Genomic DNA, 21,776 nt, shown 5'->3' with positions numbered 1-21,776 from the left:
ACGGGGGAGATAAATGGGAGAGACGACAAAATACGATGTGGCGGTCCTTGGGCTCTGGTGGAGCAGCAATTATGGCAGTATCATGACCTACTATTCCCTTTACCGCCTGATAGAATCCTACGGCTACCGGACCGTGATTATTGACCGCCCGGGAATCGGACCGGATGATTTCCTGTTCACGACGGACGGAAGACGGTTTCAGCGGGAACATTTCCCGGTAACGCCGGTTTTTCGGTTCCATGAGCTGGGCAAACTCAACGACTACGCGGACTGCTTTGTCATGGGCTCCGACCAGGTCTGGAATTTCGGCATCTGTGAAAAATATCAGGGAGCCTTCTTCCTGAATTTTGCGGCGGACAATAAGAAGAAGCTTTCCTATGCGGCTTCCTTCGGCCATCCGGGCTTCTTTGCACCGCCCCAGGCGATCGAGGAGACGAAACACCTGTTGGAGCGCTTTGACGGGATTTCCGTCCGCGAGAGCAGCGCAGTGGATCTGATGCGGGATACCTTCGGCATCGTGCCGGAGCGGGTGCTGGATCCGGTTTTTGCCGTAGATCCGAAGATTTTTGACGATTTGATGAAAACTTCCCGGGCAGCGAAAGAGCGGGAGGGCAAGAAGGAACCTTTCCTCTGCACCTATATTCTGGACCCGACGGAGGCGAAAAGAGAGGCCCTTCTCTATGTGGCCGGGGAGAAAAATCTTCCGATGGTCCATATGCTGGACGGCTACACGGAGAACTTTGAGGTAAACAAAAAAGCCCTGGATCTCGACGGCATCGTGGAGGATCTTAAGGTGGAGGACTGGCTCTATTACATTTCCCACTGCGATTTCCTCATCACGGATTCTTGCCACGGAGCGAGCTTCGCGATTCTGTTCGGCAAGCCCTTTATCTGCATCGGAAACGCCAGCAGAGGGCTGCCGCGGTTTGAATCCCTGGCCGGTCTTTTTCATCTGGAAAAACGCTTTATCTACGATGCGGAGGAGATTGAGAAGCGGCCGGATCTTCTGGAACCCATTGATTACAGAGAAATCCATGAGATCCTGAAAAAAGAGCGGAAAGCTTCCAGAAAATGGCTGAAAGACAAGCTGGAAGCCCCGGTACGGAACGAGGCCTACCAGGAGCCCGAGAAATCGCCGGGCATGAAGGCGCTTCTAAAGCTCTATAAAGTGCTGCGTCCGCTGATCAGCGACAACACCAAAGCAAAACTGAAGGCTTTGGCGAGAAGAAAATAAGAGGAGAATAGGAATGAAATACGATTATCTTGTAGTAGGAGCCGGTCTTTTTGGCGCGGTTTTCACATATGAAGCGAAAAAAAGAGGAAAAAGCGTGCTGGTGATCGACCGGAGAGACCATATCGCGGGAAATGTTTACACTGAGAATGTACACGGCATCAACGTACACCGCTACGGCGCCCATATTTTCCACACGAGCAATAAAGAAGTCTGGGACTATGTGAACCAGTTCGCCGAGTTCAACAACTATATCAACTCTCCGATTGCTATCTATAAAGACGAGCTCTACAACCTGCCTTTCAATATGAACACCTTCAGCAAGCTCTGGGGCATCCGCACACCCGCCGAGGCCCAGGCCAAGATCGAGGAGCAGAGAAAAGAGCTTCATATCACCGAGCCGAAAAACCTGGAGGAGCAGGCTATCTCCCTGGCAGGCCGCGACGTTTACGAGAAGCTGATCAAGGGCTACACCGAGAAACAGTGGGGCCGCCCCTGCACCGAGCTTCCGGCTTTCATCATCAAACGTCTTCCCTTCCGTTTCATCTACGACAACAACTATTTCAACGATCGTTATCAGGGAATCGCCATGGGCGGTTACACGAAGATCGTTGAGAAAATGCTGGACGGCGCTGATGTGAAGCTGAACACCGACTACTTTGACTTCATCAAAGAGAATCCGGATATTGCCGGGAAGACCCTGTTCACCGGTATGATCGACGAGTTCTATCAGTACAAACTCGGAACCCTTCAGTACCGTACCGTGCGCTTTGAGACAGAAGAACTCGATGTGGAGAACTACCAGGGAAATGCGGTAGTAAACTACACGGACCGCGAGGTGCCCTACACCAGAATCATCGAGCACAAGCACTTTGAGTTCGGCAAGCAGCCCACCACGATCATTTCCAGAGAGTATTCCTCCGAGTGGAAGCCGGGCATCGAGCCCTATTATCCGATCAACGACGAGAAGAATAATGAGCTCTTCGCGAAGTACCGTGAACTGGCTGACCAGGAGAAGAATGTGATCTTCGGCGGCCGTCTGGGCAACTATAAATATTACGATATGGATAAGGTAATCGCAGCAGCCCTTGAGACGGTAAAAGAAGAGTTAGATTGAGAAATAGAAACCGGGAGGTAGATCAAATGTCAGAAGAAATCAAAGATATCCGCGTCGTGCCGGAGTCCGAATGCTGCGGCTGTGCCGCCTGCGCCAATGCCTGCCCGGTGGATGCCATCCGCATGGAGGAGGGAAAGGAAGGCTTCGTTTTTCCGAAGGTGGACTTAAACACCTGTATCCAGTGCGGAAAGTGTGTAAAGACCTGCCCGGTGCTGGAGATCGACCGGCCGAACCGGAAAGAACCGGACTGCCGGGCCGCCTATGGAGCCGACGAGATCCGAAAAGTCAGCTCCTCCGGTGCAATCTTTACCCTGCTGGCTGATTATGTATTTCAGCGGGGCGGCGTGGTCTACGGTGTGGCCCTCAACGATGAGTTTGAGATCGAGCACCGGCGGATCACTTCGATGGAGGAGCTCTCGGCCCTCCGCCGATCCAAATATGTGCAGAGCCGGGTAGGCCTCTCCTACCGCCAGGTAAAACAGGACCTCAAAAATGGAAAAACTGTGCTTTTCTCGGGAACCCCCTGCCAGAATGCGGGCCTGAGAAAATATCTTGGAAGAACAGATACGGAGAAGCTGATTCTTGCCGATATCGTCTGTCACGGCGTTCCCTCTCAGAGCGTGTTCAATGAGTATTTGAAGGAACGCTTCCCGAAGGACGATCTGAAGGAGTTTCTCTTCCGTACCAAGGATGCGGGCCAGAACTGCATGGTCTGTCTGGCTACCCGGAAAGACGGAAGCCGGGAGATCAGCGATATCAACGAGGATGCCTTTGAAAAAGGCTTCCACAAATCTCTGTTTCTCCGGGAATCCTGCGCCCAGTGCCATTTCGCGGCTCCGCCCCGCCAGGGCGATTTCACGATCGGCGATTTCTGGGGACTGGAAAAATATAATCCGGATTACAAAGACCCTTTAGGCGTTTCAGAGGTGCTCTTAAACAATGAAAAAGCCGACCGGATCTGGATGGAAATCAAGCCGAAGCTCAAATTCGACGAACCGGTGCCCGTGGATTTTGCCGTGAAGCACAACCGCTACCGGGCAAAGACCAGAATCCATCCGGACCGGGCCAGATTCTTTGAGCTCCGGGGCCAGGCGCCTCTCTCCGTGGTGGTGGACGCAGTCCTTGAAAACTGCTCCCTGGAAGAGGTACAGAAAGCCCGAAAAAAGGCAAAGCTTAAGGGAACAATCAAGAAGCTGACACCGGCTCCGGTAAAAGAGCTGGCAAAGAAAGTTCTGAGGAAAATTCGATAAACAGGAAAGTGCAGGTTAGAGGTATGAAAGATCATTACGATGTGGGAATCTTAGGCGTCTGGTATGGCTGCAACTACGGCAGCATCGCCACTTATTACGCGCTGCAGCAGACCATTGAGAAATTGGGCTACAGCACCCTGATGGTACATTATCCCCGCCTGAAACCGGACGACGGCCGTATGAAAGGCCGCCATTCGATCCGTTTTGCGGAGGAGCATTACGATATCAGCCCGTCCTACCATGTGTCTGAGATCGGCGAGCTGAACAAATACTGCGATGCCTTTGTTCTCGGCTCTGACCAGCTCTGGAACTACGGTGTCACCAAGATCTTCGGCCACAGCTATTTCCTCGATTTCGCCGGGGACGACAAGAAAAAGATCGCCTACGCCACCTCCTTTGGAAGCGGCGATTTTCAGGCGCCGAAGGATTTCACAGAGAAAGCGGTCAAGTGTATGCGCCGCATGAACGCCATTTCTGTCCGGGAAAAAGAAGGCGTGGATATCTGCCGCCGGGTCTTCGGCGTGAAGGCAGACCATGTGCTGGACCCGGTGCTCATGGCCGATCCTCATGTGCTGGGCGATCTGGCTGACAACTGCGGTCTGGATGAGAAGGAACCCTACATCGCCACCTACATCCTGGATCCGACCCAGGAAAAACGGGAGGCCCTCCTTCATGTTTCCAAAAAACTGGACCGGAAGCTTATCAACATGCTGGATGGCTGGTACAATAAATTCCCGGCCAACAAAAAGAAGCTGAACCTGCCTAATACCATCGAGAATCTTCAGGTGGAACAGTGGCTTTACTATTTCAAGAACAGCGATTTTGTCATCACCGATTCCTTCCACGGAACCTGTATGGCGATCCTTTTCAACAAGCCTTTCATCGCCATCGGAAATCCGGCGAGAGGCAGCTCTCGCTTTGAATCCCTTTTGGGCGCTTTCAACCTCTGGAACCGCTATGCGGAGCGCCCCGAAGATATCCTGAAGAATGACGAGTTCTTAAAGCCTGTTGATTACGCGCCGGTGAATGCGGCCATCGAGGCCCAGAGAAAGACTTCCCTTGCCTGGCTGAAAAACGCCTTGGAGCAGAAAGGCGGCAGCGTCCTCCTTCCCTTCAGCTACCGTGCTAGGAGCTGGCTGGGACGAAAGATATCCAGCGGGAAGTATTTCCTGAAACGGGTGGCAAAGAAGATTTTGAGACGGTAAGTACCTGAAAGGAACAGTTTATGGATCTGCTGAAATTTCAAAACGATATGGAAAACGAAACGCTTGAGACGGCTGTAAATACCTGGGAAAAAGAGCTGAATCAGAAAGAAAAAGGATCAGGCTATGATCTTTTAACGCAGATTTATGGATTAAAGGAAGTGGTCTGCTTCCTTGAAAAGAAATATTACGGAAAAGAAGACGAACTGGCGGAGCAGCTGGAACATTCCGGGCTGAAAGAGGCTCACGCCCGCCAGGTGAAAAAAATTGCAACCTATTATCACCGGCTTTCCAATGGCGGGGTACAGCGAGTGGTCTCACAGCTGATTCCGCTCTGGTGTTCTATGGGTTATGAAGTGGTTCTTCTGACAGACGAAGAACCCAGTGAAGAGGATTATGAGCTTCCGGCAGGAGTAAAGCGGCTGGTGCTTCCGAACTGTGCAGGAATCAGAAGCGGAAACTATGAGGCCAGAGCAGAAATGCTGGAGAAAATAATAGAGGAGGAGCAGATAGACCTCATGGTTTATCATGCTTATCTTGGAAATATGTTATTCTGGGATCTTATGATGCTGAAAGGCCATAGGATTCCTTTTGTTGTCTGTACGCACAGCGTTTTTTCACGATTTGCCATGGAAGGCTACTACAGGACCTTTGTAAAAATGCCCTTCCTGTATCGCTTCTGCGACTGCCTGCTGACACTCTCGAGAACCGATGTGGAGTTTTACCGGGGGCTGGGAATCCGTGTCACCTATATGCCGAACCCGGTCGATCTTTCGGTGGGTCGGGAAAAGATGGCTTCCCTGGACAGTTTCTCCATGCTCTGGATGGGAAGAATTTCCGAAGAAAAGAATCCCGCCGCAGCCGTGGAAATTGCGGCAAGAGTCATAAAGGAAGTTCCGAAGGCCGAGCTTCTGATTGTCGGAAAAGGGGACGAAGCCCTGACCGGGCAGCTGAAAAATCGGATCGCAGAGCTTCATATGGAGGAAAAAATTCTGCTGTGCGGTTTTCAGAAAGATGTGGAACGCTTTTATCAGAGCGCTGCTGTCTGCATCAGTACCTCCCGGGTGGAAGGCTTCCCCTGTACGAATATTGAAAGCAGGCTGTACGGATTGCCCTCAGTCTGCTTTGCCCTTCCCTATGTGGAACTCTATAAGACCGATCAGGGGCTGATCACAGTGCCGGAGGGAGATGTGGAAGGGGCAGCAAAGGCTGTGATTTCTTTATTAAAAGATGACGAATACAGGAAAAAGATGGGCCAGGACGCAAGAAAACTGGTGGAACAGTTTGCATCTTTTGATTATGCAGCTGCCTGGAAACAGGTTTTTGAAGGCACCCTGACCTTTATGGAAGCTTCCGAAGACTGTCAGGTCATGATGGAGACCCTGCTTCGCCATTACAAAACCGGGCTCTCTCCGCACCGGGAAGTCATTGTATCACAGTGCAGAAAAGCAGAAGCCCAAAGAACGGCAAAACTGGAAGCAGAGCAGGAAAAACGCCTGGAAGAAGTCCGAAATTCCCATTCCTATCGCCTGGGGCATGCGCTGTTGTGGCTGCCGGGGAAGATCAGGAAGGTTTTTGGGGGAAAGTAAATGGATATGAATGTTCTGAAAAAAATTCTGAAAGAAGTAGTGGCTGCTGTTCTGATTATCGCGCTGGCTTTTGGAATCGAATTGATCGGATTTAATTACCGTACGTTTGTAAAAGGGGAAACAGCAGATATCCTTTATCAACCGGGCGGCGAAGTGCCGGAAGAACTGGAAGCTGTGGAAAAAAAGTATTATAGGGTTCGTCTGCTTTTGAAAGAGCCAACTTACATAAAGAAAATGCAGGTGATTTTAAACACCCCGGAAAAAACAGATTATTCCTTTTATGTCAGGTATGACAATGCGTTTAAAGCAGAAAAACTGGAAAAAATAACGGATGCCTACTGGCCGGAACTGGGAAGCGGTTTTACAAATCTGGATAAAGACGTGAAGGTTCTGACCCTGTCCATTCCAAAAGGAGCGGAGCTGGTAAGCGTTCGTCTCTACAGCAGCACAGCGCTGAATAAATATCGGCTGCTGTTTCTGATGATGGTTCTTTTTTTCCTTTATGTGATTTTTACAAAGAAACAGTGGTTTGTGGAGCATTTGGACTGGACAACGGCAGGAGCCATCCTGATTCTGGGCTGCTTTACGATTTTTTCTCAGGGAGTTATCGAGAACGGCTGGGATGAGCAGATTCATTTTGACAGGGCCTATCAGCTCTCCTTTGGCGGAGGGGCTGTAAAAACCAACGATACCTATGAGCTGCTGTGTGAGCGCCTGGCAAAGGACTGCTACAATACAGCGGAAGAAAAAGAACTGCTAACCCAGTATCTGAACGACAAATATCATTCCAACGAGGGAACGGCAGAGTATAATCTTGGCGTCAACTGCGCTTATACAGGTTATCTTCTCCAGGCCTTCGGCATATGGGTAGGGCGGCTGTTTCATCTCTCTTTCAACCGGCTGTTTATGCTCGGTAAACTGATGAATCTTCTTTTGTATGTGGTTGGAATGTTTTTTGCAATCCGGCTGATGCCAAAGAAAAAAGAGCTGATTGCGGCGTTGGCCATGGTGCCGACGCAGGTTTATATTGCCACGACCTATACCTATGATGTGCCCCTGAATGTGTTCATGATGCTGGGAATGGTTCTGTGGCTGAAGGTGATTCTGGAAGGAAAAAGCGAAAAGGCTTTCCGCTATCTTCTGGGAAGTGTTCTGATCTTTGGCTTTGGTTCTTTGGCAAAAGCCGTGTATATTCCAATGATCGCAGTGTGCTATTTTGTTCCGGGAGAAATCTTCAAGGATAAAAAACAGAAAAGACTGTTCTTCGGGCTTGTCAGTGCAGTGCTGATAGCGGTTCTTATGACCTTTGTCCTTCCGACACTGATCTGGAATGCAAATAATGAGATCGGAACGACAGGAGATCCCAGAGGCGGAGATACCGATGTGGTTCTGCAGCTTCGAAGCATTCTTGCTTATCCTTTGCAGTATATCAAGCTGTTTTGTAAAGAAGTCATCAGCGAGTTTGGCAGCTACTTTGCCGGCACAGCCGGCCTGGCTTGCTTTGGACGGATGAGGGAGCTCTCATCCAGGTGGAGCTATATTCTGATTCCCTGGATCTTTGGTATGACCTTCCTTTCCAGAAAGGAAGACTGCCTGGTAATGGAAAAGAAATATAAGCTTTCTCTGGGAGTCATCCTCTTTGTGGTCCTGGGGCTGATCTGGAGCGCGCTGTATCTTTCCTATACACCGGTAGGCGCTACTCATATCAGCGGAGTCCAGGCGAGATACTATTATCCGCTTCTGCTTCCGCTGATGCTGATTCTGGGAAATAAAAGATGTATCATCGATATCCGGCAGGATGTGTACGGAAGACTTGCGGTGGGAATACCGGCGCTGCTTATGATGGCGGGAATATTTCTTAAAATGATTGTAATTTAAAAACCGATTATATTGTAGAAAAGTGTAAATTATGATACACTGAGAAAAATAGATTAGAATTATTAAATTCAATAGTGCTATTGAATTTTGACTCACAATTGTAAAGGAATTAAGTTGTCATAAGTAAAAAATGAATCAGGAGGCTATAGATGAATCGAAAAAATAAAAAGAGGTTAAGTTTGCTGTTTACTTTAATTTGTATGGTATTTGTTTTGGCAGGATGTCATAAAAAAGTTGAAGAGAAAACAGAAATCAAAACAGAGTTTTCTTTTTTAAATATTTCTGCTGTAGGAGTATATGAGGGCGAGTTGAATGATTCATTAGCAGATGGTGAGGGGAGCTTTGCGTCTACTGATGAAAATAAAATAAAAGTATCGGGTAATTGGGAAAAAGGAAAATTATCAGGAAAAGGAACAATTGAGTATTTGGAAACAGGGGTAGTTGTGGAGGCTGATTTTAAAAACGGTCTGGCAGAAGGGAAGGTAATTTGCAGAAAGAAAAATGGAGAATATGAAACCTTTCGGTGTAAGAAAGGTGTGCCGGCAAGTAAAATTTCAAAATATAATTCAGCAGGAAAAATTCAAGGTATTGACTGGTTTTATGATAGCGAACCTATAGAAGAGTTGAAGTTAAAGGCCGCAGATGCAAAAGAAAAGTACAATTTGATTTTATCAAGACCGCAAAAATATGTTGATGAACCTTTAAAAATAGAAGGAAAAGTCATGGATATTTTTGAAGATTGGAATACACAATACATTAAAATTAGAGATGAAGAAAATAATATTTATATTTGCCAATACGGAAATACTGTGGGAGCAATGAATATACAGGCTCAGGTTGCAAATTTTCGAGTTGGTGATGAAGTAGTGCTTTATGGCTTTTTAGAAGAGTGTAGTATATTTGAATGTTCAAGCTTATATAGATCATCATTATATAAGGAAACTAACTTAAAATCTATAAGCAATATATCTTTGTTGGCATCTAATGAATCATTTTTGCCAGGTGCAAAAGGAAATCAAATTATTGATTATGAACTAGAAAATACTTTGCCTATTATTACGTTGTTCGCTGGGGATTTTAAAAATACTAAATTGAATAATAAGCAATTGACTTTTGATTATGAAGAAATTTGTACTTATCCTTATGAATATTTGGGAGAAACCCAGGAAATATCGGCGGATATTGTACGCATGCATATTGATTATGATAATAATAAGGTTAATATGATGCTCAGAAAAGAAAATACAAATCAATTATATTATTGCAGCTATGATAAGAAAGAAAATGAAATATTATTCAAAGTGGGAGACAAAATAAAAATAAAAGGAATCATAAAAGGAAACCAAAAAATTGCAGTCTTTGACCAGGATAAGGAAACGTATGAATATGTTATTTATCCAAGAATGTATATAAGTAAAATATTAGAAAATGAAAAGTAAATATGAAATTATGGCAGTGGTAAAAAGGATAAGCACAATGCATAAGAGAAAGATAAGTTCTAACTTTATAAAAGTAATAATAAGTTTTGTGTTAGTGTTTTTGTTTTTCGTGGGAACGTATGTTTTGTATATACAAAAACAAGTTGAAGAAAAAGAAAGAATACTTGATTTTAATATAGACACAAGTGAAGAATATGGAAATAACAAAGGCTGTGAGATAAGTATCGTTCAGGACTTCACCAGTAATAAACCGCTTAGTGGTGTAAGGTTGTCTATTAGTAGCAATCAGCATAAGAATGTTAAAATTACAATTTTAAATAAAGATAATAGCGACGTAGTATATGAGGGAAAAGTAAATACGGCAACTATAACAGGTAATGAATTAGGAATTGATTTTTCGAACTATAACATGGAAGGAAAAAATTATCATTATAGCATAATTATAGATTACATAAATTCTCGAAATAATATAGCTTGTTTTTTGGGATCTAAATATAATCAATATCCTAATGGTGGCTTAGACGTTAATGGGGAAGTGCAAGAAGGGGACTTAAGTTTTAAACTTATTACAAAAAATAATAATCAGGAAATTTTGAAATGGTATTTTGCATTAGGATGTTTTGTAATAGTTATTTTAATAATAGCGGCAATTGTTTTTTTACAAAAAGCTAATTGGAAAACTGAAAATATTTTTCTAATATTTGCGCTACTTTTTGGTGTTATATATATGATTATTATGCCAGTTAATAGTGCGCCAGATTCAATTGTGCACAGCGTTTCCACATATCACTATTCCAACGTTCTGCTGGGAATTAAGGATGATACAAAAGCAAATAAAATATTTATGAGAACAGAAGATGTATCTATGCAGAATTTATACGATAAACAGCCGGATGTGGCTGATTATCAGAAACTTATATATTTTGCACAAAGGCAGGAAAGAAATACAGAATTAACAGAAGTAGAAACAGATGGAGTGGCAAAGTTTCCTTTATTATATTTACCCGGAATAGTAGGAATAACAATTGCACGCTTAGCAAATTTAAAAACAATATATTTGATTTTATTTGGTGAATTTTGTAATTTGCTTGCGTACATAATATTAGTTTATTTATCGATAAAAATTATTCCATGGGGGAGGGGAGCTCTTTTTGTGGCTGGTTTAAGTCCGATGGCTTTAAGCTTAGGGGCTTCGTTTTCTTATGATGCAGTATTGATTGGCTTATCTTGGCTTTTTTTATCAATGGTATTAGAGTATGCATATACGGAAAAAAGAAAATTAACCAAAAGAAATATAATACTATTGTTTATTGTAATGTTATTTTTGATTCCACAAAAAGCAGTATATTGCTTGTTTGCATTGTTGCCGTTATTAATAAGTGTTAATAAAACAATAAAAGAACCTAGAAAGTGGTGTGTTTTATGTATCGGAATGCTTATTTGTGCTGCCGTGGTTTGCTTATTGTATAATTTAGCCACTGTCGTTGCTATAAGTGGAGATTCAGTGGAATATAGTTCTGAACAAATAATAACGTATTCTGTTAATGGGATACTTAAAAATCCTATAAAAATTTTGCTGATTTTTTTCAATACAACTATGTTGAATGCTTTTAAATATATAAAAGATATGTTTGGATATACATTAGGATGGTGGGATTTTAATGTGAATGAGATGCTTATTATTTGTATCTTGCTTGTTTTCTTATTGAGTTGTGTGACGGATTTTGAGGAAAGCTGTGGAATTAAGAAAGTGTCTTGTTGGCATATCTTTTTGCTGCTGGGTGTATGTGCAGGAATATATGGATTGGTTGCATTGAGCATGATGTTATCTTTTACACCAGAAAATTATGTAGTGATTGCTGGTATACAAGGAAGGTATTTTTTACCTTTAATTCCGCTTATCATGGTTCTTTTGAGTAGACTGTTTTTGAAAAAAAAGATTCGTTTGCATTTGAATTTAATGTACCTAAATGTTGTACTTCAGTGTTTGGTCATAATTGATATAACTCAAAATACACTGACCAGATAAGGATATGTAGGTGATTATATGGATACAAAAATAAATGTAAAAAATAATATCTTATGGAGTTCGGCAGGCAGTTTTATTTATATGCTTACTCAGTGGTTGTTAAGTGTTTTCATAGTAAGAATATCTGGTTTTGATGATGCTGGAACTTATTCTTTGGCAATGTCAATAGCAAATGTCTTTTACGGAATTGCAATTTATGGAATGAGAAATTATCAGGTTTCAGATATTTCAGGTAAATATGAAAATAGGCAATATATAGATTCAAGATTTGTTACCTGTTTGGTTGCAATAATAGGATGTCTGATTTTTACAGTAATAAACAGGTATGATTTAAAAACAATCATAGTCATTTGTTTATATATGATTTTTAAGGCTCACGAAGCGCTGGTAGATGTTTTTCATGGAATAGACCAGAAAAAATGGAGTATGGATATTATTGGAAAATCATTTATTATACGCGGGTTACTTAATTGTACTGCATTTGTAGTGTCGCTATATATTTGGAAAAAACTCGAAGTAAGTATTCTTCTTATGGTAGTAATATCTTATCTGGTGATTGGGTTATATGATGTTCCAAAAGCCGGAAAAATAGATGAAATTTGGACAGGTAGAAATAAAAAGAAAGTTGAAGAACTATTAAAAGAATGTTTCCCCCTTGTTGTGTACGTTTTTATGTCAACAGCAATAACTTCTATTCCCAGATATATCCTGGAATTATATTATGGAAGCAGTATCTTGGGAATATATTCTTCAGTTTCAATGCCGGCAACAGTAGTACAGGTAATGGCTACATATGTATTTAGCCCAATTATGTCATTGTTTGCTCTGGAGTTGTCTAATAGAAGCAAAAACAGATTTTCAAAATTATTATTTAAATGTCTGGGAGCAATAACAATTATTGCACTACTTAGTTTGGGAGGTGCTAAGGTATTAGGAAAATGGGCATTGTGCTTGATTTTTGGCAAAGAAATAGAACCATATGCATATATGTTAATTCCAGTTATTATATGTTCGATATTAACAGCATTAGTCTGGTTTTCCTGTTCTATCTTAACAGTACTGAGAGATTTTAAAGGTTTACTTATATCTAATGCTTGTAGTCTTATCGGATGTATTGTATTATCAATATATTATATAAAAAAATATAGCATGGATGGTGTTAATATTGTATTGATTTTGACGTTAGCATTACAAATATTGTTATGTGCGGGATTTATAGGAAATAAAATTAAAAAATTATAACGAGAGAGAGGAACAATAAATGAAAGTTATTCCGTTTTATTTGCCACAGTTTCACGAGATTCCTGAAAATAATGCATTCTGGGGAGAAGGCTTTACAGAATGGACAAATGTAAAAAATGCAAAACCTTTATATGAAGGACATATGCAGCCAATGGAACCTTTAAATGATAATTATTATGACTTGACAGATGTAGAAACCTTGAAGTGGCAGGCTGATTTAGCTGAAAAGTATGGTATATATGGCTTTTGCATTTATCACTATTGGATTCAGGGCCGTAAACTTCTGGAAAAACCATTAGAACTGTTGCGTGATAATAAAGATATAAATGTTCGATATTGTATCTCCTGGGCAAACCATTCGTGGACTGATTCCTGGAGTGGAAATAACACGATGCTGATAGCACAGACATATGGTGGAAAAGAAGACTGGGATGCACATTTTGACTATTTATATACCTTTTTTTCAGATAAAAGGTATATTTGTGTAGAAGGAAAGCCGTTATTATTGATTTTTAACCCGGAAGATGTCTCAAACTTAAATGAGATGCTTGATTATTGGCAAAAAAAAGCGGTAGAGAAAGGTTTGAAAGGTATTAGCTTTGCATATCAAAATTACTATTTTGGAATGAAGAAGCATAAAGATGATTCACGTTTTGACTTTGGCGTTGAACATCAGCCTGCATATGCTTTTTATGATTATAGAAGTAAATGGATGATGTTCATCCGCAAAAATGGCTACAAATTTTTATCTTTTCTGCAAAGAACATTCAAAGTGAAAATAAATATGGATGTGACGAAGCTGGAACTAATGGATTATGGAAAATTGTGGGAGTGTGTTATCAATAGAAAGCCAACGGATGAAAAGAGAATACCGGGAGCCTTTACTGGATGGGATAATACACCACGAAAAGGAAAACATGGTCTGGTGGTAAACAATGCAAGTCCGGAATTATTTCATCAATATTTTTCAAAACAAATCAGGCGGGCTAAAGAGGTTTACCATAAAGATATGATTTTTGTGGCAGCTTGGAATGAATGGGCAGAAGGTTCTATGCTTGAACCAGATAAAATTAATGGATATGGCTATTTAGAAGCAGTTAAACAGGCGTTAATAGAAAATAATGAATGGCCAGAGGAAAATTGAGTTATGGAAGAACTTGTAAATGTCTTGATTTCTACCTACAATGGAGAAAAATATATAAAAGATCAAATCGATAGTATTTTAGGACAAACATATCCAAATATAAGAATCTATGTTAGAGATGATGGCTCGTCGGATAATACTTGTAATATTTTAAAGGAATATGAGAAGGCAGGAAAAATTGTGCTTTTTCGAGGTGATAATGTAAAGTGGGGTAAAAGCTTTTTGACCCTCTTAAAAAAGGCAGAAACAGGTTCTTATTGGGCTTTTTCTGACCAAGATGACGTTTGGCTTCCAGATAAAATAAAATGGGCTGTAGAATGGATGAAAAAACAGGATCAAACAAAGCCATTATTGTTTCATAGCTCGTATAAATTGATGTCAGCTGATATGGAAAATGAGTTAGGAATTTGCACGGCTCCAAAGTATAAATTTGATTTCCGGCGTTCTTTGACAGATTGTTTATATCAGGGTTTTTCAATTGTTATAAATGGAGAATGTCGGAGGCTTATGTTGGATTGTGAAATTAATAATTTGACTTCACATGATTGGTGGGCATGTCTTTTAATAACAAAATTTGGGGAATCATATTACGATAAAAGGATTGCTTCATTGCACAGGCGATTAGACATAAGTATGTCATCGAGTAAACTTTCAAGTAAATTTAAGTGGCTGTGGAAAACTTTATCTACGGGAAATTCAGATATACGGTCGTGTGCACAGGAATTTGTCAGAATATATTCACCGGTATGTAATGATCATGATATTGAGATTGCATCGTGGTTCTGTGGAGAAAAATATTCATTGTTAAAATCAATAAAAAAAGCTTTTTATCCCAAAAGATGGAGACCAAATATAAGCTCTGAGTTAGTTATAAGGTTTTTGATGCTGATTGGTAAAATTTAAAGATTAAGTAAAAGGTAAGATTATGATAAAACATACATTTGTAATATGCGCATATAAGGAAAGTGAATATCTGGAAGAGTGTATTAAATCCATAAAAAACCAATCGATAAAAAGTAAGGTGATAATAACTACTTCGACAGATAATTTGTTTATCAGAGAATTGGCTGAGAAATATGCTATCAAATTATATATAGCGGATCATAAATCTAATATAGCAAGTGACTGGAACTATGCTTATAGTAAAGTTAATACGCCTTATGTGACGATTGCGCATCAAGATGATATATATGATAGAGAATATGCAGAAAAGGCAGTTGAACTGTTGGAACGGGCTGATAATCCACTAATCTTTTTTTGCGACTATTATGAAATAAAAAATGGTAAAAAAATAAGTCGTACTAAGAATTTAATGATCAAAAAAATTATGCTTTTACCGTTGAAAATAAAATTTCTCAGGAAGACTGTTTTGATTAAAAGATTAATTTTGTCAATGGGAAATCCGATCTGCTGTCCTGCTGTTACCTATGTGAAAGATAATTTACCTGAAAAAGTTTTTAGAGTAGGATATAAAAGTAATATTGATTGGGAAGCGTGGGAAAGATTATCACGAATGAGTGGTGAGTTTGTTTATACAGGGAAAAAACTTATGGGACATAGAGTTCATGAAGGATCTACTACGACTGAAATCATAGGGATGAATTTGAGAACGATTGAAGATTTAGAAATGTTAAAGAAGTTTTGGCCGGAAAAAATTGCTAAGATTATCAACAAGGTTTATAAAAACGCAGAAAAGTCAAATGGATAATGGACAAAAGGAGGAAGAAAAATGAAGTTGTTATTGATTATCCCTGCGTATAATGAGGAAGAATGTATAGAAAATGTTATAAATAACATTACAAAAAATTATTCTCAGTTTGATTATGTAGTGGTTAACGATGGGTCAAAAGATCGAACCTCTGAAATTTGTCATGAAAACGGATATAATATTATTGATTTACCGGTTAACTTGGGGCTGGCAGGAGCTTTTCAAACGGGAATGAAATATGCTTATTACAACAACTATGATTATGCAATTCAATTTGATGCAGACGGACAGCATAGACCCGAATACATCGAAAAAATGTACAAAGAAATTTTAAAGGGCTATGACATTGTAATAGGTTCAAGATTCGTTACCGAAAAAAAGCCTTTTACGGCACGCATGATTGGAAATCGTTTAATCAGTTGGGGAATAAAAGTTACGACAGGTAAAAGAATAACGGATCCAACCTCAGGAATGCGTTTGTTTGGCAGAAGCGTTTTAAAAGAGTTTGCCAATAATATAAACTATGGACCGGAACCGGATACGATTTCTTTTCTTATTAAAAAAGGTTGCAAAGTATCCGAAGTTCAGGTTAGCATGAATGAAAGAGAAACGGGAGAAAGTTATTTAAATGTAACAAAGTCGATCATATATATGCTCCGAATGATGATATCAATATTAATTATGCAAAATTTCAGAGAGCGACCCAAAAGGTAAGGAGGAAAAGAAATGTCATTAGCATTAAGAGTGTTGCTTATTTTTATGGCGTTAGTCAGTACATATTCTATGCTGAAAAAAATAAAGAAATTTAAAATGCAGATCGAATACGCAATTTTTTGGGTTATCTTTTCTGTTGCTCTTATTATTATGGCAATATATCCTAAGATATTTGATATCGCCTCAAAAATTTTAGGAGTATATTCTCCGGCAAATTTAGTATTTGCATTTATAATATTTATTCTGCTGGTAAAGGTTTTTTTAATGACAGTGGAATTATCAAGTTTAGAGACGAGAGTAAAAGAGTTAACACAAGAAATTGCTTTGGAACGATTGAAAAAAACAGAGGAAAATTTGACAAATACCAATAATAATAAAGGAAGGAAAAGGTGTGATAATTAAAACTTTTTATAAAAGGGTGTTTGCTTTTAAGTTCTTTTACTGGAAACAATACCTTTGCGTGTGTCTTGTATTCACTTGTTCAGATGTTGTTAATGTCATGGATTTTTTCATATAGTATCTGCTGGTTAAGAAATAAAAATATATCTAAAGTAATTTGTGGAATTGTATTAATGTTTTTTGCGTTTCCGCGTTTTTGGGCACAGCACGCAATTAGTATGTGGAAAGATCCTGTTTTTTCTGTGCTAATTTATTTTTATAGCTTAAAATTATTCGATTTGATATGGTCAAAGGGGGAAGTTGCAACAGAGAAAAATTATATTTTACAATGTATTTTCTGTGTGTTAGGAATTGGCTTTTCAAGAAATAATGGAATTTATATCATGATATTTTCAGTGTCAATAATTGCTTTCTGGATTCTTGTTAAGTACTTAGAGTGGGGGAAATGTAAAAAAGTCTTAATTAGCAGCGTTATTTGTATTTTATTTACTTGGTTGGTACAGGGACCTGGTTATAAAATATTAGGAATTACCGGAGATCCGATTGAATCTTATGGAATACCTGTTCAACAGGTGGCAAGAACAGTTGTTTATAATGGTAGCATGACAGAGGATGAAAAAGAATTTTTGAATCAGCTTATGCCATTAGAGAAATATAAAGATAATTATAGCCCAGGACTTGTAGATCATTTTAAATGGAGCAGTGATTTTAATACAGAGTTTTTTAATACACATCAAAGTGAATTTATAAAAGTATGGTTGTCGTTACTTGTGAAAAATCCTAAATTATATTTAGAGGCTTGGGAATTAAATACTTGTGGTTTTTGGGGACTAAGTTTTTGGGAATTAAATAATGATCCTAATAATATTGCAATGGGAATGCCGAAAGAAGGATCATTAGAAGAACCATACAATATTAAAATAGGGAGTTTACTTGGAAAAAACAATGCAGTGGACATGCTACTAAAAAAATATTTTTCAATATATACGCCAATGCCAGCAGTGGCGTTGTGCTTATGGATTGCTCTTTTTATGATTCTTTTAGCAGCAGTAAAGGGAAAAATGAAGTATGTGCTAATTTTTGTACCGTGTATAGGTAATATTTTAACGTTGCTTATTGCAACTCCAATTACTTATTGGCCTAGATATGGATTATCATTTATATGTTTACTTCCAGTTTGTTTGGTTTTTCCTTATTTGATATTAGATAATAATAGTCGAAAAATAGACTGACAGTTGTCTGACATTAACAACTTAGTTTCTGAAACATGCTTGTCGAGATATATGCGGACAAAGAGAAGGGAGGGAAAATTATTTACGTTCTGTGTGACCATGCGGAATCATGGAGGTTATGATGAGTCTACCCCTGGTGATTTTGTCAGCACAGTAAAACTCAATTATCAGAAGAGTTATCCATTGGCAGAAACCTATTTGTCAGAAGTCAATGTAACGGATCAGGCTTTTGAAAAACTTGTGGATTATTTTAAAGACCATGATGAAAAAACGATGATTGTGATGTTTGGCGATCACTTACCAGCAATCGAGACTGAATTTTATGAAGACCTTTTCGGGAAAGAGTTATCAGATCTGGATATGCAGGAATTGCAGAAAAGGTATATGACACCGTATATTATCTGGACAAACTATGCAACTGAGCGAAAAGTGGAGGATATGAGTTCCAATTATCTTGGAAGCTATATCTTAGAACAGGCTGGTTTGAAAATGTCAGCCTATCAGGAAAGCCTGCTAGCATTAAAAGGAACAGTTCCGATTATTGGCCAGGGTGCTATTTGTGATTCGAACGGAAATTGGTATTCATTGGATGGAGACTTGCCAACTGAGTGTTCGGAAGCATTGAATGAGTATGAGATTCTTCAGTACAATAATATTTTTGATAAGACAAACCTGGTGTCAGATATAGAGTAGAAGGTTTGAGGCGGAGAAGAGGCTTGTGCTTGCGTAAAGATTGCATGTATAGTAAAATAGAAAAGATTCTAGGCATTTCTTAGATTTAGAAAGATGGTGATATGTCATGAATGAAATCCATATAGAAAATTTTGGGCCTGTAAAGGAAGCAAAGGTTTCTTTGGAAAAGCAGATGCAGCTTTTTATAGGAGCGCAGGCATCAGGAAAAAGTACCATATGTAAAGTGGTCTATTTTTGTCAGAAAATCAGAGATTACACCCTGGATTTTTTGATGGATGCAAATCAGTTTACTTATAATCACGAAAATGAATATTATAGTATTTATTTAAAATATTTGACCAGGCAGTTTATGGGATGCTTTGGAAAAACAACTCATATGCCGCGATTTAAAATCACATATGTATTTAATGATAAAAAAGTAGTGATACAATTAAATAGGGACGGCTATGTTCGTTTCCTGTTTGATGATTTCCTGAAAAAAAGTATACAGGGTCTTATTGACGAATCAGCGAAAATGTATCTGGTTGATTTGAAAAGCAAGGAAATAAGTTCTGTTTTAGACAGTATGACGGCACTGGCTATGTTAAAGAAACAGATAAACGCAAGGCTTGAAAAATTGTTTGAGAATGATCGGGATATTGTTTATGTTCCGGCAGGCAGGAGCCTTTTAGCGATGATGTCAGAGCAGCTGCATGACTTTTCTATTGCAGATATGGATCTGACTATGCAGGAATTTATAACTTTGATCAGAAATACAAAAAGTCGGTTTGGCAGTAAAATTCCTGATATTGTGAAAGAATATACAAAAACAGTCAGCGGGCAGATCAATAACAGCTCTCTGGATATGGCATATGAGTTGATTCATGAAATTTTTAAAGCGGATTATACCAGTGAGACAGATGGCGAAAAAGTTTACTTTGATGAGCATCATTGGGTAAAACTTATGTATAGTTCTTCTGGACAGCAGGAAGTATTATGGATTTTAATGCTTTCATTTATCTTTATATTAGAAAAGAGAAAATGCTTTTTTATAGTAGAGGAACCAGAAGCACACTTGTTTCCACTGGCACAGAAAAAAGTCGTTGATTTATTGGCACTGATGTCAAATTCGACTGGAAGCAGCGTAATTATTACAACCCATAGCCCATATATTTTGACTTCATTAAATATTTTACTGTATTCGGATAAGATAGAGACTCGTTTTAAAGGAAAAAACGGAACGGTTATTCCCAAAAGCTTAAGACTCTCTTTTGAAAAATTTGCAGCTTTTAAACTCACCGGTGAGTCGGATTCTCCGATAAGTTTGATGGATGCGGAAAGTCACATGATAGATACAGATTATATTGATGAAGTTTCTTCGCTTACAAATCAAGAATTAGAAGAGCTTATGGAGATGGAAGGATGAAATGTGGACATTTAACAGAATGTGTTGAGAGCCAGATAAATGGAGAAAAAGTAAAAACTTGTGTCAATAACATCAAAAACTGTATAGCATCTTCTGATAAAAGGTCAAATGTGAAATGTGAGGAGAGAAAAAAGAAGTACATTCTTGAAAATACAAACAAAAATCATGTGATTTTGTATAAAATGGATGGCGGAATTATTTCTTTGGATAAATCAGTCGATGCAGGCCTTTGTAAGTGTGATTATCTGTTTGTTTTAAATGCTGCAGCAAGAGATGCAGTATTGGTGGAACTAAAAGGGGTAGATGTTGCACATTCTTTAAAACAGATAAATGGAACTTTGGAACAGTTTAAAGATTTTTTTAAAACAACAGCGCATGTTTATGGGAGAGTTGTAGTTACATCGTCAACTCCTAATTTAAAAGCCAGCCCTTCGTATGTAAACTTAAGAAAAAAGTTAGAAAAAGAATTTCAGGGTAATTTGAAGATTGCAGAAAAGCAATTAACAGAGAAAGATGTGGATCTTGCTGAAAATTAGAAAATATAACAAAGGAGAATAGATTTTATGAAGATTTTTGTGACAGGCGTCGGCGGACAGCTGGGCCATGATGTGATGAATGAACTGGCAAAGAGAGGGTACGAGGGTGTTGGTTCCGATATCGCTCCGGAGTACAGCGGAGCTGCAGACGGCAGCGCTGTGACGAAGATGCCGTATGTGCAGCTGGATATCACAGACAAAGAGGCTGTGGAGAAGGTGCTGACGGAGATTAAGCCGGACGTGGTGGTACACTGTGCAGCCTGGACGGCTGTGGATCTGGCGGAGGATGACGACAAGGTGGAGAAGGTCCGCAAGGTCAATGTGACCGGAACCGAGAACATCGCCCTTGCATGTAAGAAGCTGGACTGCAAGATGGTCTATCTTTCCACCGATTACGTCTTTGACGGAATGGGAACGGAGCCCTGGCAGCCGGACTGCAAGACCTACAAGCCGCTGAATGTCTATGGCGAGACGAAGCTTGGCGGAGAACTGGCTGTCTCTGAGAATCTGGAGAAATATTTCATTGTCCGGATCGCCTGGGTATTTGGCGTGAATGGAAAGAACTTCATCAAGACGATGCTGAATCTGGGCAAGACTCATGATAAGCTGACCGTTGTCTGCGACCAGATCGGAACTCCGACTTATACCTACGATCTGGCAAGACTGCTGGTGGATATGATCGAGACCGAGAAATATGGTTATTATCATGCGACCAACGAGGGCGGCTACATCAGCTGGTATGATTTCACGAAGGAAATCTTCCGTCAGGCCATCGAGCAGGGGCATACGGAGTATGCAAAGGTAGAGGTAAAGCCGGTGACAACAGCGGAGTACGGAGCTTCCAAGGCAAAACGCCCGTTTAACTCCAGACTGGACAAGAGCAAACTGGTGGAGAACGGCTTTACACCCCTCCCGACCTGGCAGGATGCGCTGGGCCGTTATCTGAAAGAGATTGAGTTTTAGAGAGG

General features: G+C 40.0%; 19 protein-coding genes. All 19 read left to right on the top strand.

From position 1 onward, the window contains the following. The first annotated feature begins 13 nt into the window (after positions 1 to 13). A complete protein-coding gene (locus LKD71_RS02560) occupies positions 14 to 1,234 on the top strand; it encodes a polysaccharide pyruvyl transferase family protein (protein ID WP_178047031.1) in 1,221 nt (406 codons plus the stop codon). A gap of 13 nt (positions 1,235 to 1,247) precedes the next feature. Further along, positions 1,248 to 2,348 (top strand): UDP-galactopyranose mutase, encoded by a 1,101-nt coding sequence (glf, locus tag LKD71_RS02555; protein WP_227614223.1) that lies wholly within the window; start codon positions 1,248 to 1,250, stop codon positions 2,346 to 2,348. A 26-nt stretch (positions 2,349 to 2,374) separates the two neighbouring features. After that, complete coding sequence (locus LKD71_RS02550; RefSeq protein WP_227614222.1) at positions 2,375 to 3,598, top strand: Coenzyme F420 hydrogenase/dehydrogenase, beta subunit C-terminal domain; 1,224 nt, start codon at positions 2,375 to 2,377, stop codon at positions 3,596 to 3,598. Positions 3,599 to 3,621: 23 nt separating this feature from the next. Then, positions 3,622 to 4,803, top strand: a complete 1,182-nt coding sequence (locus LKD71_RS02545) for a polysaccharide pyruvyl transferase family protein (protein WP_178047034.1) — start codon at positions 3,622 to 3,624, stop codon at positions 4,801 to 4,803. Positions 4,804 to 4,823: 20 nt separating this feature from the next. After that, on the top strand, positions 4,824 to 6,389 hold the full coding sequence (locus LKD71_RS02540; RefSeq protein WP_227614221.1) for a glycosyltransferase: 1,566 nt from the start codon (positions 4,824 to 4,826) through the stop codon (positions 6,387 to 6,389). Then, the gene (locus LKD71_RS02535) at positions 6,390 to 8,267 is read left to right on the top strand and encodes a DUF2142 domain-containing protein (RefSeq protein WP_227614220.1); all 1,878 of its coding nucleotides are present in this window, start codon (positions 6,390 to 6,392) and stop codon (positions 8,265 to 8,267) included. It begins immediately after the preceding gene. Between the two features lie 149 nt (positions 8,268 to 8,416). Further along, positions 8,417 to 9,706: an MORN repeat-containing protein gene (locus LKD71_RS02530; RefSeq protein WP_227614219.1), complete on the top strand. Its 1,290-nt coding sequence runs from the start codon at positions 8,417 to 8,419 to the stop codon at positions 9,704 to 9,706. A 37-nt stretch (positions 9,707 to 9,743) separates the two neighbouring features. Beyond that, complete coding sequence (locus LKD71_RS02525; RefSeq protein WP_227614218.1) at positions 9,744 to 11,735, top strand: DUF2142 domain-containing protein; 1,992 nt, start codon at positions 9,744 to 9,746, stop codon at positions 11,733 to 11,735. An 18-nt stretch (positions 11,736 to 11,753) separates the two neighbouring features. Beyond that, positions 11,754 to 12,977, top strand: a complete 1,224-nt coding sequence (locus LKD71_RS02520; RefSeq protein WP_227614217.1) for a lipopolysaccharide biosynthesis protein — start codon at positions 11,754 to 11,756, stop codon at positions 12,975 to 12,977. A 19-nt stretch (positions 12,978 to 12,996) separates the two neighbouring features. Beyond that, a complete protein-coding gene (locus LKD71_RS02515) occupies positions 12,997 to 14,121 on the top strand; it encodes a glycosyltransferase WbsX family protein (RefSeq protein ID WP_227614216.1) in 1,125 nt (374 codons plus the stop codon). 3 nt (positions 14,122 to 14,124) lie between these two features. Beyond that, positions 14,125 to 15,024, top strand: coding sequence for a glycosyltransferase (locus LKD71_RS02510; RefSeq protein ID WP_227614215.1), 900 nt, complete (start codon positions 14,125 to 14,127; stop codon positions 15,022 to 15,024). Between the two features lie 22 nt (positions 15,025 to 15,046). Beyond that, on the top strand, positions 15,047 to 15,829 hold the full coding sequence (locus tag LKD71_RS02505) for a glycosyltransferase family 2 protein (protein WP_227614214.1): 783 nt from the start codon (positions 15,047 to 15,049) through the stop codon (positions 15,827 to 15,829). Between the two features lie 21 nt (positions 15,830 to 15,850). Then, the gene (locus LKD71_RS02500) at positions 15,851 to 16,543 is read left to right on the top strand and encodes a glycosyltransferase family 2 protein (RefSeq protein WP_227614213.1); all 693 of its coding nucleotides are present in this window, start codon (positions 15,851 to 15,853) and stop codon (positions 16,541 to 16,543) included. Between the two features lie 12 nt (positions 16,544 to 16,555). Further along, positions 16,556 to 16,945: a DUF2304 domain-containing protein gene (locus tag LKD71_RS02495; protein ID WP_227614212.1), complete on the top strand. Its 390-nt coding sequence runs from the start codon at positions 16,556 to 16,558 to the stop codon at positions 16,943 to 16,945. 8 nt (positions 16,946 to 16,953) lie between these two features. Next, on the top strand, positions 16,954 to 18,174 hold the full coding sequence (locus tag LKD71_RS02490; RefSeq protein ID WP_331466367.1) for a DUF6020 family protein: 1,221 nt from the start codon (positions 16,954 to 16,956) through the stop codon (positions 18,172 to 18,174). 51 nt (positions 18,175 to 18,225) lie between these two features. Continuing rightward, a complete protein-coding gene (locus LKD71_RS02485; protein WP_227614210.1) occupies positions 18,226 to 18,867 on the top strand; it encodes a sulfatase-like hydrolase/transferase in 642 nt (213 codons plus the stop codon). 106 nt (positions 18,868 to 18,973) lie between these two features. After that, a complete protein-coding gene (locus LKD71_RS02480; protein ID WP_227614209.1) occupies positions 18,974 to 20,272 on the top strand; it encodes an AAA family ATPase in 1,299 nt (432 codons plus the stop codon). Beyond that, a complete protein-coding gene (locus tag LKD71_RS02475) occupies positions 20,269 to 20,808 on the top strand; it encodes a hypothetical protein (protein ID WP_227614208.1) in 540 nt (179 codons plus the stop codon). The genes LKD71_RS02480 and LKD71_RS02475 overlap by 4 nt, the downstream gene beginning before the upstream one ends. 27 nt (positions 20,809 to 20,835) lie before the next feature. After that, a complete protein-coding gene (gene rfbD / locus LKD71_RS02470; protein ID WP_227614207.1) occupies positions 20,836 to 21,771 on the top strand; it encodes a dTDP-4-dehydrorhamnose reductase in 936 nt (311 codons plus the stop codon). Positions 21,772 to 21,776 lie beyond the last annotated feature (5 nt).

It is taken from the genome of Fusicatenibacter faecihominis, from assembly GCF_020686945.1.
Classification (GTDB): Bacteria; Bacillota; Clostridia; order Lachnospirales; family Lachnospiraceae; genus Limivivens; species Limivivens faecihominis.
Note: the sequence above shows the minus strand (reverse complement) of the source record. Positions and strands in the feature narration are given on the sequence as shown.

Excerpts from the sequence above, each read along its gene's own strand:
- LKD71_RS02505 (WP_227614214.1), top strand. The coding sequence starts at position 15,047 with ATGATAAAACATACATTTGTAATATGCGCATATAAGGAAAGTGAATAT.
- LKD71_RS02475 (WP_227614208.1), top strand. The coding sequence starts at position 20,269 with ATGAAATGTGGACATTTAACAGAATGTGTTGAGAGCCAGATAAATGGA.
- LKD71_RS02480 (WP_227614209.1), top strand. The coding sequence starts at position 18,974 with ATGAATGAAATCCATATAGAAAATTTTGGGCCTGTAAAGGAAGCAAAG.
- LKD71_RS02520 (WP_227614217.1), top strand. The coding sequence starts at position 11,754 with ATGGATACAAAAATAAATGTAAAAAATAATATCTTATGGAGTTCGGCA.
- glf (WP_227614223.1), top strand. The coding sequence starts at position 1,248 with ATGAAATACGATTATCTTGTAGTAGGAGCCGGTCTTTTTGGCGCGGTT.
- LKD71_RS02500 (WP_227614213.1), top strand. The coding sequence starts at position 15,851 with ATGAAGTTGTTATTGATTATCCCTGCGTATAATGAGGAAGAATGTATA.
- LKD71_RS02510 (WP_227614215.1), top strand. The coding sequence starts at position 14,125 with ATGGAAGAACTTGTAAATGTCTTGATTTCTACCTACAATGGAGAAAAA.
- LKD71_RS02530 (WP_227614219.1), top strand. The coding sequence starts at position 8,417 with ATGAATCGAAAAAATAAAAAGAGGTTAAGTTTGCTGTTTACTTTAATT.
- LKD71_RS02515 (WP_227614216.1), top strand. The coding sequence starts at position 12,997 with ATGAAAGTTATTCCGTTTTATTTGCCACAGTTTCACGAGATTCCTGAA.
- LKD71_RS02560 (WP_178047031.1), top strand. The coding sequence starts at position 14 with ATGGGAGAGACGACAAAATACGATGTGGCGGTCCTTGGGCTCTGGTGG.
- LKD71_RS02550 (WP_227614222.1), top strand. The coding sequence starts at position 2,375 with ATGTCAGAAGAAATCAAAGATATCCGCGTCGTGCCGGAGTCCGAATGC.
- LKD71_RS02545 (WP_178047034.1), top strand. The coding sequence starts at position 3,622 with ATGAAAGATCATTACGATGTGGGAATCTTAGGCGTCTGGTATGGCTGC.
- LKD71_RS02540 (WP_227614221.1), top strand. The coding sequence starts at position 4,824 with ATGGATCTGCTGAAATTTCAAAACGATATGGAAAACGAAACGCTTGAG.
- LKD71_RS02525 (WP_227614218.1), top strand. The coding sequence starts at position 9,744 with ATGCATAAGAGAAAGATAAGTTCTAACTTTATAAAAGTAATAATAAGT.
- LKD71_RS02535 (WP_227614220.1), top strand. The coding sequence starts at position 6,390 with ATGGATATGAATGTTCTGAAAAAAATTCTGAAAGAAGTAGTGGCTGCT.
- LKD71_RS02485 (WP_227614210.1), top strand. The coding sequence starts at position 18,226 with ATGCGGACAAAGAGAAGGGAGGGAAAATTATTTACGTTCTGTGTGACC.
- LKD71_RS02495 (WP_227614212.1), top strand. The coding sequence starts at position 16,556 with ATGTCATTAGCATTAAGAGTGTTGCTTATTTTTATGGCGTTAGTCAGT.
- rfbD (WP_227614207.1), top strand. The coding sequence starts at position 20,836 with ATGAAGATTTTTGTGACAGGCGTCGGCGGACAGCTGGGCCATGATGTG.